A 12,853-nucleotide genomic window follows, 5' to 3' on the forward strand; every position below is an offset into this window, starting at 1 on the left:
TGTGAACAGACCTGAATGAAGATCAGTAACACGAAGGAGCGAGCATGCCGACGTACCTCACCCCGGGCGTGTACGTGGAGGAGGTGCAGTCCGGTGCTCGCCCGATCGAAGGGGTCGGCACCGCCGTCGCCGCGTTCGTCGGGTTCGCCCAGAGCGGACCGTTCCACGAGCCCACCCTGGTCACCAGCTGGGACCAGTACAGCCAGCACTTCGGCGGCTTCACCGAGGGCACCTACCTGCCCCACGCGGTCTACGGGTACTTCGCCAACGGCGGCGGCGCCGCGTACGTCGTCCGCGTCGGCGGGTCCGACCGGGACGCCTCCGCACCGGCCTCCGGCGCCGGACGCCCCCCGGTCCGCGCGGCGGAGCCGGCCGAGCTCGGCGGCTTCCTGGTCGCGGCCCGGCCGGGCGTCACCGGCGTCTCCGTGGAGATCGCCGACGCGGACGGGGAGAACCCGCCCGAGGACCGCTTCAAGGTCCTGGTCCGCCAGGGCGAGCAGGTGGCCGAGACCTACGAGGTGTCCGCCCGCAAGAACGTCAAGGGCTACCTCGTCACCCAGGCCCGCGCCTCGAAGCTGATCGAGGTCACCGAGCAGCGGGGCGCCGCCCAGACCCGGCCCGCCGCCCAGACCGTGGCCCTGTCCGACGCCCCGGCCGCGCTCGCCGCGACCGGCCACGGCGACGTGTCCCGGCTCGACCCGGCCGAGTACGTCGGGGACGCGAGCGCCCGCACCGGCTTCGCCGGTCTGGAGACCATCGACGAGATCACCATGGTCGCGGTGCCGGACCTGATGAGCGCCTACCAGCGCGGCGACATCGACGCCGAAGGCGTGCGCACCGTGCAGCTCGCGGTGATCTCGCACTGCGAGCAGATGGGCGACCGGGTGGCCGTCCTGGACACCCCGCCCGGGCTCTCCGCGCAGCAGGTGCGCACCTGGCGCAACGACGAGGCGGGCTACGACTCCCGCTACGCCACCCTCTACTACCCGTGGGTGCGCGTCTTCGACCCGGCCGCCGGGCACAACACGACCGTCCCGCCGAGCGGCCACATCGCCGGCGTGTGGGCACGCAGCGACGCCGAGCGCGGTGTGCACAAGGCGCCCGCCAACGAGGTGATCCGCGGCGCGGTGGACCTGGAACTGCGCCTGAGCAAGGGCGAGCAGGACCTGCTCAACCCGATCGGCGTGAACTGCGTACGGGCCTTCCCCGGCCGGGGCATCCGGATCTGGGGCGCCCGCACCCTCTCCTCCGACCCGGCCTGGCGCTACCTGAACGTGCGCCGCCTCTTCAACTACCTGGAGGAGTCCATCCTCCTGGGCACCCAGTGGGTGGTCTTCGAGCCGAACGACGACCGGCTCTGGTCGAGCATCCGGCGCAACGTCACCGCGTTCCTGACCGAGGAGTGGCGTCGTGGCGCGCTGTTCGGCCGCACGGCCGCGGAGGCGTTCTACGTCAAGTGCGACCGGGACAACAACCCGCAGGAGTCGATCGACCAGGGCCGCGTGGTCTGCGAGATCGGTGTGTCGCCGGTCAAGCCCGCCGAGTTCGTGGTGTTCCGCCTGGCCCAGTTCTCCGACAGCACCAGCCTCGTCGACGAGTGACAGCCGCGGCAGCCCCAACCGCGTGAACGGCCGAACGGCCCGAACGGCCCGAACAGTCGGAACAGCCGTAACAGCCGGAACAGCAAGGAAAGGTGAAGGACAGTCATGGCAGAGGGCGATGCTCTTTCCACCCATATCTTCGGCGTGCAGCTCGGTGGTTACCTGGTCGAATCGATCCAGGAGATCAGCGGCCTGACCGTCGAGGAGGAGGTCGTCGAGGTCCGCCAGGTCAGCGCGGAGGGCAAGCAGATCATCCGCAAGCAGCCCGGCGCCCGCCAGGCGGGCGAGGTCACGATCACCCGGGGACTCGACAAGAGCAGCGAGTTCACCAAGTGGATCAAGGAGACCCTGAACAACGGTGCCGTCGACACCGCTCGGCAGAACCTCACCATCGAGATCAAGGACTCCACGGGCGCGACCGTCCGCCGCATCCAGCTGATGCAGGGCTGGGCCTCCAAGTGGGAGGGCCCCTCCCTGAAGGCCGGCGAGTCCGCCGCGGCCACCGAGTCCGTGACCATCGTGTTCGAGGAGATCATCGTCGAATGAGGCGTCGTACGGTGACGGCCGGCAACCTGGAGGAGATCCTCCAGGTCACGGCGCCTACCCAGACCCCGGAGCAGGCGGCGGTACCCCCGGCCGCCGCCGCTCCGGCCCCTCGCGAGGACCACGGGCTGCGCACCGAGTTCGAGTTCGAGCTGCCGCGCGGATACGTGGACGAAGCGGGCACCGTGCACCGGCACGGCTCGATGCGCCTGGCCACGGCTCGTGACGAGCTGCGCCCGCAGATCGATCTGCGAGTCAAGGAGAACCCGGCATACCTGAGCGTGGTGCTGCTCAGCCAGGTGATCACCCGGCTCGGCACCATCACCGACGTGCACGCCGGGATCGTGGAGCGGATGTACGCGACCGACGTCGCGTTCCTCCAGGACTTCTACCGGCGCGTCAACAGCGAGGGACACACCCGCGCGGCGGTCACCTGCCCGCACTGCGAAGGCGGCTTCGAGGTCGACCTCTCCGGTGGGCGCCTGGGGGAATCGTGACGTACGCCCTCCCCCGGCTCAGGGAGGAGATCGCGTACATCGCCTACCACTTCCACTGGCAACGCGACGAGATCCTCGACCTGACCCACGGCGAGCGCCAGGAGTGGGTCGGCGAGATCGCTCGCATCAACACCCGTGTGAACGAAGGCGGTTGAGAACATGGCATGGCGGGACAGGCTGCGTCGGCGCGCCGCCGTGCCACCGGACGCCGCGACCGGCCGGGAGGCGGCAGCGCCCTCCGGCGACTCGGCGTCCTCCGGCGACTCGGCGTCGTCCGGTGGCGCGGCGTCGTCCGGTGGCGCGGCGTCGTCCGGTGGCGCGGCTGCTGCCATCCGGAACGTCGGCGTGCCCGGTGACTGGGACGGCGGCTGGCGCATGACGGCGCAGCCCGCACTGACGGTGTCCCGCGCGCCGATGGGCGTCAGCGACGGGCTGGCCTTCCGGTCCGGCCTGGCCGCGTGGCGCGATCCGTCGTTCGACACCGGGCTCGCCCACGCCCTGCTGCCGTCCGCCCCGGCCGGTCTCGTACGCGGGGTCGCCCGCCCCGCCACCGCACGCCCCGCGCCTGCCTCCAGCGGCGGCGGGCCGCTGCTGCTGCGTGCGCTGCGACACCCGTCCGAGGCGGACGCGGCGCCCGGGGCGGCGGCCCCGTTCGCACAGGCACGGACCACGGCTCCGAGTGCAGCTGGAACGCCGGGAGCACCGGGAGGACCGGGAACACCGCGCAGGCGCGACACCCCGCCGAGGCTCGACACCCCGCAGATCTCCCGCCGGGTGCGGTCAGACGCCTCCTCCTCCGGTTCCGCCCCGTCCGGCTCCCCGTCGTCCAGCGTGACGTCGTCTCGTACGAGTACCTCAGGTGCACGCGGGCCGGCAGCGGATCCGGCGATGTCCGGAACGGGCACGGCCGGGTCTGCTCCCGCGGCAGCGGCGGGCACGGGCCCGTCCGCGCCGAACCCCACGTCGCCGTCCCGCGGCGGCGGTGCGCCCGGCCCGGTCGTGGCCCGTGCCACCGCCCGTGGCGGCGCGCGCGAGGTCCGGTCGGGCACGGACGCGCCGGGCCGGACACCTACCGGCGCGACACCGGGTACTCGTGGCCTGACGTCCACGCACTCCGCGGCCCTGCTCGGCACTCCCGCTCCCGCCGTGCAGCGGGCCGAGGCGACCGGCAGCGGCACCGCCGTGTCCCCGGCAGCGCCCGGCCGTGCGCCGATGCCTCCGCCATTCCCGCTGATCCGCCGTATCGCGGTAGTCCCCGGGGCGTCCGTCGAAGGCTCCCCGGCGGCCCGAGCGACGTCCGCCGGGCGTGCCACGGCGCCTTCGGCCGGCCCGTCCGCCGCGTCCGCCCCACCCGTCCAGCGGGCCGCGGCGGGCACGTCCGGATCCACCGGAACCACCAGCTCCACGAGATCGGGGCCCGTCCCGGAGGCCCCCGGCGCCCCCGCGCCCAGCGCGGAGAAGCCGGCGCACACGGTGGTCCGGCCGCGCGCCGTCGGCCGCGCGCTGACCGTCGCCCGGGTCCCGGCCACGCCGAGGCGCCGCGTGTCCGTCGTACGTCCCTCGCCCGCGCAGGCGCCCCCCGTCACAACCACGACCACGACCGACGCGGACACCCCCGTGCAGCGTGTGGAAAGCCGCGCACCCCTCGGCGTACCGCTGCCCGAACTGCCCGCCACGGCCGTGCCGTCGGGCCCGTCCGCAGTGGCGCCCGACCAGGCATCCACCCCGGCCATGCCCATGGTGCAGCGCCAGGCGGAACCCCCGGCCGACCGCCCGGGCCCGGGTCCGGCACCGGCCACCACCAAGACGACGACCGACCCGCAGACCCCCGTGCAACGCGCACAGACCCGCGCACCGCTCGGCGCACCGCTGCCCGAACTGCCCGCCACCGCCGTGCCGTCGGCCCGCTCCACAGCGGCGCCCGACCAGGCACCCACGCCGGCCATGCCCATGGTGCAGCGCCAACCGGAACCCCCGGCCGACCACCCGGGCCCGGTCACGACCACGACCGAGCCGCAGACGCCCGTCCAACGCGCACAGACCCGCGCACCCCTCGGCGCACCGCTCACGGAACTCCCGCCCACGGCCACACCACCGGGCCGACCCGCAGCGACCGCCGACCCGGCACCCACCCCGGCGATGCCCATCGTGCAGCGCCAGGCGGAACCCCCGGCCGACCGTCCGGCCCCGGGGCGATCCACGCCGCGCGTGCGCACCGGGCTGGGGGCTCCGCTGCCCGCACTGCCGCCGAGCGCCGCCTCGCCCACGTACCCCTCGTACCCCTCGTACCCCTCGTACCGGTCCCGCGCCTCGCGGCCCGCCTCCCCCGCCGACGTCCAGCGCGCGCCCGCGCCCGCTGACGCCGCGCGGACCCAGGCACCGTCCGTCCACGCGCCTCTGCTGGGCGCGGGCAAGGCGCCGAACCCCACCCCCGCAACGGCCCCCGAGGCCCCCGCGCCCGGCGCTCCCCGGCTCGTCCAGCGGGCCGCCGCCACCTCGCCGGACCTCCCGACCCTGCAAGGCACCGCGCCGTCCGCGGCCGGGTCCGGCGCACCGGCCCCGTCCCGGCGCACCGACAAGCCGTCGCCGGCCCGTGGTACCGGCGGTCAGGTCCCGCTCGTCGTCGCCCGCGCCGTCGCGGCGGACCGGAGCGGAACCCCGCACCGCACGCCCGTCGCGGCAGCGCCTCCCGCGCCCCGCACCCTCCAGCTCCTGGCGGCACGTCCCCTGCCCCTCGGCACCCGTGACATGGGCAGCGCGGCCGCCCCCGCGCCCCGCCCGGCGAGCCGTCCCGTGGTCGCGGCACGCTGGCCCGCCCCGTCCACCGCACCGCAGCACGTCCAGCGCGCCGCCGACGGGACACGAGGAACGACCCCGCCGACCACGCCGACGCCGGCACGTCCCTCCGCCTCCCCCGGCCACGGCCCGCGTCCCGTGCACGCCGTGCGCCCGGCGCCCACATCGGCCGCCCCGGCCCGCGTCGCGGCCACCGCGCTGCCCGTGACCGGCCCGCACGCTCCGCCGCTCGTGGTCCAGCCGTCCCTGGTGGCCGCGTCGTCGGCGCGGCCCGTACCCGTGGTGCGGCCCAGGACACCGGCCCCCGCCGTCACCCCGGGAGCGAACGGCCCCACGCCACCGGCGAGCACACCACCGGTACAGCGCGACACGGGCGGCAGTCGGGGCACCCCCGGTCCGGTCAGCGTCCAGACCGCCGCCCCCGCGCCCCGCGGCGACCGACGCCCGGCCCCGACCACAGGCACCGGGACAGGGACAGGGACCACGGCTTCCGGCCGGCACGAGCGTGCGCGCGAGGCGGCGCCGCAAGTCCCCGACGCCGACCTGGACGACCTGGCACGCCGTCTGCTCGATCCGGTCGCCCGCCTGCTGCGCACCGAGTTGCGGCGCGGCCGGGAACGCGCGGGCCGGCCCTTCGACGGCCGCCGCTGAGCGCGCCGAGATCACGTACGAACGAGAAACGGACGACGTACCGATGACGGACAACATCTTCGCGACCAGCGTGTTCTTCCGGCTGGCGATCGGCGGCAACGACCTGGGCGCCTTCCACACCTGCTCCGGCATGGGCGCCGAGGTCGAGATGGAGAGCTACGCCGAGGGCGGCAACAACGGCTTCACCTGGCAGCTGCCGGGACGCGTGACCTGGTCGAACATCACGCTCACCCGGCCCGTCACCGCCGACACCGCGAAGATCGGCCGCTGGCTGGACGAGACGCTGCGGCGGGTCGAGCCCAAGGACGGCGAGATCGTGGCCCTGAAGCCCGACCTGAGCCGGATCATCAGCTGGCAGGTGTTCGGGATCGTCCCGGTCCGCTGGCAGGGTCCGTCCTTCGACCCCGCCAACTCCGCCGCGGCGGTGGAGACGTTGGAGATCGCCCACGCGGGTCTGCTGCCCTCCTGACCGCCGCCCGACCGCCGCCGCCCGCCCGACCGTCCACCCCCTGTACGTCGTCCTCGTCGTCCCCGCTCCGGAAGGGAGCCCACGCCATGGCCTCATCGGCACGCGCCAGCCGCGCCAGGGCCCAGCTCACCCTCAAGGAGCCCCCGACCTCGGTCGGGGCCAAGCCCGGCGGGACGATCGCGAAGCTCGACCTCCAGTTCAACCCCTCGACGCTGCAACTGGGCAAGACGACCGAGTGGCGGCGCTCCCCGTCCCGGATGGCGGGGCAGTCGGCGCTGCCCGAGTTCGTGGGCAGCGGTCCGCGCACCCTGAGCCTGGACGTGTTCCTGGACGCCACCGCCACGCACGACAACTCGGTGGAGCAGGCGGTGGAGAAGCTGATGAAGGCATGCGTGCCGACCCCGGCCAGCCTCGGCCGCAAGAAGCCGGCGAGCCCGTGGGTGCGCTTCGAGTGGGGCAGCGCCCGGACGACCTCGTTCGACGGGGTCCTGTCGAACCTGTCGGTGTCGTACACGCTCTTCGACGTGGACGGGAAGCCGCTGCGGGCCACCTGCTCACTGTCCATCGAAGAGGCGAGCGTCGACCCGCCCGGCCAGAACCCGACCTCCGGGTCACGCACCGCCCGCAGCACGCACATCGTGGTGGCGGGCGACAGTCTGGCGATGCTCGCCTGGCGCGAATACGGCGACGCGACGGCCTGGCGGGCCATCGCCGAGGCCAACGGCATCGACGACCCGATGGCGCTCGTCCCCGGCACCGAGCTCGTGGTGCCCGGGCTGCAGGACCCCGAATACGGCGCCGGCGAGGAGGACCAGCGGTGAGTACGTCCCAATCCGGGGGCCGGTCGTTCGCGGCCGACCCGATCGTGGAGACGCCCGGCGAACTGCCGCCGGTCTGGGCCGCGCAGCTGGTGAGCTGTGTGGTCGACGAGAACGTGGGCCTGCCGGACACCGCGGTCCTCACCTACCGCGACCCCGACCACGAGTTCCTGCGCGCCACCGGCATCACCATCGGGACCCCGCTGCGGGTGTCGGTGACGACCGTGAAGGGGCAGGCACGGGAGCGGCTGTTCAACGGCGAGGTCACGGCCCTGGAGATCGACCGGGACCGCACCGGCTCGTTCACCGTCGTACGCGCCTACTCCAAGGCCCACCGCCTGCAGCGCGGCCGCAAGGTCGTGGCGTACCGGAACATGACGGCCGCCGCCATCGTCCGCAAGGTGGCCGCCGGCGCCGGGCTGGCCGTCGGGAAGGTGGAGGCCGCGCCGGTGACGTACAAGCAGCTGTCGCAGGCGAACGTCTCCGATTGGGACTTCCTGCAGTACCTCGCGGGCGAGTGCGGCGCGCAGGTGCGCGTCGACGACAAGGGGCTGCTCCAGTTCACCCGGCCCGTGAAGGCCTCCGGTGCGCCCGCCCCCTCGACGTCGGCGACGCGCGACCCGATGGTCCTGGAGTACGGGCGGAACCTCCTCGCCCTGCGGGCCGCGCTGTCGGCCGCCGACGGCGCCTCGAAGGTGCAGGTGCGCGGCTGGGACGTGACCACCAAGCGGCCGCTGGTCGCCGAGCAGCCGTCCGTGGTCAGCGACACCGTGGTGCCGGGCCTCAGCCCCCAGCTCGCCGCACGGTTCGGGAAGTCGGCCGTGGCCGTCACCGACACCCCGTACCGGACGCAGGCCGAGACGACGGCGGCCGCGAAGGCGGCGGCGGACCGGACCAGCGCCGGGTTCGGCGAGCTGGAGGCGGTCGCCGAGGGGAACCCGCTGCTGCGGGCGGGCAAGCCGGTGGCGCTCGGCAACGTGGGGCAGGCGTTCTCCGGCCGGTACACGGCGACGGCCGTGCAGCACGTGCTGGAGCCGCACGGCGGCTACCGCACGACCGTGTGGGTCAGCGCCAGCCCGGACCGCTCCCTGACCGGCCTGGTGACCGGCGCCAACGCGCCGGGACGCGGCCCGCGCCTCCCCGGTCTGGCGATCGGCGTGGTGACGGACGTACGCGAGCCGAACGGCTCCCAACGCGGCGCGGTCCGCCTGAAGTTCCCCTGGCTGGACGACACCTACGTCACCGACTGGGTGCGCACCGTCCAGTGGGGCGGCAAGGGCGGCGGCGGCGTGGTGAGCCCCGAGGTCAACGACGAGGTGCTCGTCGGCTTCGAACAGGGGCTGCTCGACAGTCCGTACGTCCTCGGCGGGCTCTACAACGGCGTGGACCAGCCCTCACCGCACGACGTACCGCTGATCGACAAGACCAGCGGCAAGGTCAACCGCCGCTCGGTGGTGTCGCGTTCGGGCCACCGCGTGGAGCTGCTGGACGCGGCGGCGCCGGGCCCGTCCGGGCTGCGGCTGGTGACCGGGGATGAGCGGCTCGAAGTACGCATGGACGACCGCCGGGACCGGATCGAGCTCACCGTGTACGCGGGGCGGAACCGCCCGCTGACCTCCGTCCTCCTGGACAAGAGCGGCATCACGCTGGACGCCGGGCAGGGCACCGTGAAGGTGTCCGGCCGCCAGGTCGACATCGACGGCACGGCCGGGGTCAGCATCGGCGGCCGGTCGGTGAAGGTGAACGGAACCGCGGACGTCACCGTCAACGGCGGCCTGCTCGCCGTCCTCAAGGCCCGGCTCATCCGGATCAACTGAGCCTCGCCCCAGGGCCCCAGGGCCCCCGTCCCCCCTGCCCCACGACCGCCTTCCCCGAGGAGCACCCGATGCCAGCCGCAGCCCGTACCGGCGACCCCACCAACCACGGTGGCCGGCTCGCCACGCCGCCGCCCGGCGCCGCCGCGGCGGTCGCGACGGTGCTGATCGGCGGCCTGCCCGCCGCCGTCGTGGGCAGCCTGCACGTCTGCGTGGTCCCGCCGCACGCGGCGCTGGGACCGGCCAACGTGATCGTGCCCAACCCGGCCGGGCTCGCCTCCGGCACGGTGCTCATCGGCGGGCTGCCCGCCGCGCGGGCCCGCGACCAGACCGCGTGCGGCGCGATGGTCCTGACCGGCGCCCCGAACGTCCTGATCGGGGGCGTGTGATGAGCGAACGGTTCATCGGGCGCGGCTGGGCCTTCCCCCTGCGCGTCGGGCCGACCGGCGGGATCGCCATGGTCGAGCGGGAGCGGGAGCTGGAGGAGGCCATCCGCCTCGTCCTGGGCACCGCGCCCGGCGAGCGGCCGATGCGGCCCGAATTCGGCTGCGGCATCCACGAGTACGTCTTCGCGCCCGGCGACGGCGACACCGCCGGGCGGGTCGCCCAGCAGGTGCGCGAGGCGCTGGAGCGCTGGGAGCCGCGGATCGCGGTGGACGAGGTCGTCGTGGCCTTCGACTCCGTGGACGCGGGCACCCTCTACATCGATGTGCACTACACGGTGCGCACCACCAACGACCGGCGCAACCTGGTCTTCCCCTTCTACACGATCCCCTCCGAGGAGGGGGCCGAGGAAATGGTCGCGGACTGATGGCCCTGCCCTCCCCCAACCTGGACGACCGACGGTTCCAGCAGCTCGTCGACGAGGCGAAGCGGTACGTGCAGCAGCGCGCGCCCGAGTGGACCGACCACAACGTCTCCGACCCGGGCGTCACCCTGATCGAGACGTTCGCCTACCTCGTCGACCAGCTGCTGTACCGGCTGAACCGGGTCCCGGACAAGAACTACCTGGCGTTCCTGGACCTGTTGGGCATCCAGCTGTACCCGCCCTCGGCCGCCCTCGCCGACGTCGACTTCTGGCTTTCGGCCCCTCAGCCCGAGACGGTGACGCTGCCCGCCGGCACCGAGGTGACCACCGCGGCCGGCGAGACCGGCGAGACCGAGGAGGCGGTGGTCTTCGCGACCACCGGCGATCTGCGGATCGTGCCGAGCGAGTTGACGCGCCTGGTCACCTCGCCCCGCACCGGCGACCTGACCGACCGGACCGGCGCGCTCGCCGAGGGCCGCGACACACCGTGCTTCCAGGCGACGCCCGAGCCCGGCGACGCCCTGCTGTTCGGCCTGCCGACCGCGGTGCCGCGCTGCGTGGTCGCGGTGCGCCTCGACAGCCGCGTCGAGGGCGTCGGTGTCGACCCGCGCCAGCCCCCGCTGGTGTGGGAGGCGTGGGACGGCGGGCGGTGGCAGCGCTGCGAGACCGGCTCCGACAGCACCGGCGGCCTGAACCGGCCCGGTGAGGTCATCGTCTACGTACCGGCCGGGCACGCCGCGTCGGTGATCAGCGGGACCCGCGCGGGCTGGCTGCGCTGCCGGGTGACCGAGCCGGAGCCCGGCCAGCCGTTCTACTCGGAGTCCCCGACCGTGCGCGAGGCCGCCGTCTTCACCGTCGGCGGCACGATGGCCGTGGAACACGCCGAGCGCGTGAGCGACGTACCGCTCGGCGCGTCGGAGGGGGTGGCGGGGCAGACCTTCCGGCTCGGCCGCCCGCCCGTCCTGCTCGACGGGGAACCGCCGGTGGTGGAGGTGTCCTCCGCCGAGGGGTGGCAGCGCTGGGACGTCGTGGAGCACTTCGGCCGCTCCGGGCCCGACGACCGGCACGTGCGCGTGGACGCCACCACCGGCGAGTTCGCCTTCCCGCCGGTGCTGCGCGAGGCCGACGGCACCCTGCGTCCCTGCGGTGCCGTACCGCCCAAGGGCTCCCAGATCCGCGTGGCCCGCTACCGCACCGGGGGCGGCCCGGCGGGCAACGTCTCGCGCGGAGCGATCTCCGTACTGCGCAGCTCCGTCCCGTACGTCGCCCGGGTCACCAACCGGGAGGCGGCGCGCGGGGGTGTCGCCGGGGAGACGATCGACAACGCCAAGCTGCGGGCGCCGCAGGCGCTGCGCGTGCAGGAGCGCGCGGTGACCGCCGAGGACTACGAGATCATCGCCCGCCGGGCGGCGCCGTCGGTGCGCCGGGTCCGCTGCCTTCCCGACCGGGACGGCGGGGGAGGCCCGGGCGCGGTACGGGTCCTCGTGGTTCCGGACGCGGTGGCCGACGAGGGCGACGACCGGCTCCGCTTCGAGCAGCTGATCCCCTCCGACCAGGTGCTCACCGCGATCACCACGACCCTCGACGAACGGCGCCTGATCGGCACGCGCCTCGTCGTGGAACCGCCCGTCTACCAGGGCGTCACCGTGGTCGCCCGGCTGTCGGCGCCCGCCGGGGACGCCGACCGGGTGCGCGACGCGGCGCTCGCCGCGCTGTTCCGCCACCTCAACCCGCTGCAGGGCGGGCCCGACGGCACCGGCTGGCCGTTCGGGCGGCCCGTGCAGTACGGCGAGGTGTTCGGCGTCCTGCAACGCGCCGTCGGGGACGTACTGGTGGAGGAGATCCGGATGTTCGCCGCCGACCCGATCACGGGGCGGCGCGGGGCGCCGGTCGACCGGATCGACATCGGTGCGGGCGCACTGGTCTTCTCCTACCAGCACCAAGTGGTCGTGACGGCGCCGGAGCCGGAGGTGCTCGGATGAGCCGGGCCGCCGTCCCCGGCCTGCCCAGCCGGCACCCGATCGGCGAGCAGCTGCCCGCGCTGTACGCCGACGACGACTTCGCCCAGCGGTTCACGGCGGGGCTGGACACCGTCCTCGCCCCCGTGTTCACGACCCTCGACAACCTGCCCTCCTACCTCGATCCCCGGCTGGCCCCGGCCGACTTCCTGTCCTGGCTGGCCTCCTGGGTGGGCAGCCTCGACGATCCGCGGTGGCCGGTCGAGCTGCGGCGCGAGGCGGTGGCACGCGCGGTGGAACTGCACCGGTGGCGCGGCACCCGGCGCGGCCTGGTCGAGGCCCTGCGCCTGGTGCTGGGCGTGTCCGCCGAGGTCAGCGGGGACGGCGGGGCCACCTGGTCCCGCACGGCGGGCGCCGATCTGCCGCCCGCCCCGGCCGAGGAGGTCCTGGTACGGGTGTGGGCACCGCAGGCGGGATCGGCGGGATCGGCGGGCGCGGTGAACACGATGAACACGGTGGACGCGGACCGGGTCCGCGCACTCGTCCGCACCCTGTGCCCTGTCCACACGGTCTGCCGGGTGGAGGTCCTGCCCGGACCGCCCACCGGTGAAGGAAGGTGACGGCGTTGCGAGCGTGCCCGGCATGCGGGGCGTCCAATGGCGCGACGGACGACTTCTGCGCCAACTGCGGCGCCTACCTGGGCTGGTCCGACTCCGCCCCCGCACGGCGTACGTCGGCCCCAACCCCAAACCCCCCGGCACCCCTTGCGGGTCCGGAACCCGACACCCAGAACACCACACCCCAAGAGCCCACGCCCCAGCCGGGCACGCCCCAAGGAACCCCGGCCCAAGCAAGCACACCTCAGGCGACCACGGCCCGGGAAACCTCGACCCAAGCA

12 protein-coding genes are annotated in these 12,853 nt (G+C 74.5%); all 12 read left to right on the forward strand.

Going from position 1 to position 12,853, the window contains the following annotated elements; all coding sequences use genetic code 11:
• Window positions 1-44: 44 nt before the first annotated feature.
• The 12 genes from OG534_RS09040 (at window position 45) to OG534_RS09095 (ending at window position 12,575) form a co-directional block, all read left to right on the forward strand.
• Complete coding sequence (locus tag OG534_RS09040; protein WP_326587572.1) at window positions 45-1,601, forward strand: phage tail sheath family protein; 1,557 nt, start codon at window positions 45-47, stop codon at window positions 1,599-1,601.
• A gap of 105 nt (window positions 1,602-1,706) precedes the next feature.
• Window positions 1,707-2,147, forward strand: coding sequence for a phage tail protein (locus tag OG534_RS09045; protein WP_030388073.1), 441 nt, complete (start codon window positions 1,707-1,709; stop codon window positions 2,145-2,147).
• Entirely contained in the window at window positions 2,144-2,641 is a 498-nt protein-coding gene (locus OG534_RS09050) for a hypothetical protein (protein WP_326587573.1), read from the forward strand. Before OG534_RS09045 ends, OG534_RS09050 begins: the two co-directional genes overlap by 4 nt.
• Window positions 2,638-2,796, forward strand: a complete 159-nt coding sequence (locus OG534_RS09055) for a DUF6760 family protein (protein WP_326587574.1) — start codon at window positions 2,638-2,640, stop codon at window positions 2,794-2,796. The genes OG534_RS09050 and OG534_RS09055 overlap by 4 nt, the downstream gene beginning before the upstream one ends.
• 4 nt (window positions 2,797-2,800) lie before the next feature.
• A complete protein-coding gene (locus OG534_RS09060) occupies window positions 2,801-6,088 on the forward strand; it encodes a hypothetical protein (protein WP_326587575.1) in 3,288 nt (1,095 codons plus the stop codon).
• Between the two features lie 43 nt (window positions 6,089-6,131).
• A complete protein-coding gene (locus OG534_RS09065; RefSeq protein WP_326587576.1) occupies window positions 6,132-6,557 on the forward strand; it encodes a phage tail protein in 426 nt (141 codons plus the stop codon).
• Between the two features lie 86 nt (window positions 6,558-6,643).
• Window positions 6,644-7,378, forward strand: coding sequence for a CIS tube protein (locus OG534_RS09070; RefSeq protein ID WP_326587577.1), 735 nt, complete (start codon window positions 6,644-6,646; stop codon window positions 7,376-7,378).
• Window positions 7,375-9,192 carry a VgrG-related protein gene (locus OG534_RS09075; RefSeq protein WP_326587578.1) on the forward strand — a complete coding sequence of 606 codons (1,818 nt, stop codon included), beginning with the start codon at window positions 7,375-7,377 and terminating at the stop codon, window positions 9,190-9,192. The genes OG534_RS09070 and OG534_RS09075 overlap by 4 nt, the downstream gene beginning before the upstream one ends.
• Before the next feature lie 68 nt (window positions 9,193-9,260).
• Window positions 9,261-9,578, forward strand: coding sequence for a PAAR domain-containing protein (locus OG534_RS09080; protein ID WP_326587579.1), 318 nt, complete (start codon window positions 9,261-9,263; stop codon window positions 9,576-9,578).
• On the forward strand, window positions 9,578-10,000 hold the full coding sequence (locus OG534_RS09085; RefSeq protein WP_326587580.1) for a GPW/gp25 family protein: 423 nt from the start codon (window positions 9,578-9,580) through the stop codon (window positions 9,998-10,000). Before OG534_RS09080 ends, OG534_RS09085 begins: the two co-directional genes overlap by 1 nt.
• Complete coding sequence (locus OG534_RS09090) at window positions 10,000-11,979, forward strand: putative baseplate assembly protein (RefSeq protein ID WP_326587581.1); 1,980 nt, start codon at window positions 10,000-10,002, stop codon at window positions 11,977-11,979. The genes OG534_RS09085 and OG534_RS09090 overlap by 1 nt, the downstream gene beginning before the upstream one ends.
• Entirely contained in the window at window positions 11,976-12,575 is a 600-nt protein-coding gene (locus tag OG534_RS09095) for a phage tail protein (RefSeq protein WP_326587582.1), read from the forward strand. Before OG534_RS09090 ends, OG534_RS09095 begins: the two co-directional genes overlap by 4 nt.
• The last annotated feature ends 278 nt before the right edge of the window (window positions 12,576-12,853 follow it).

It is taken from the genome of Streptomyces sp. NBC_01294, from assembly GCF_035917235.1.
Classification (GTDB): domain Bacteria; phylum Actinomycetota; class Actinomycetes; order Streptomycetales; family Streptomycetaceae; genus Streptomyces; species Streptomyces caledonius.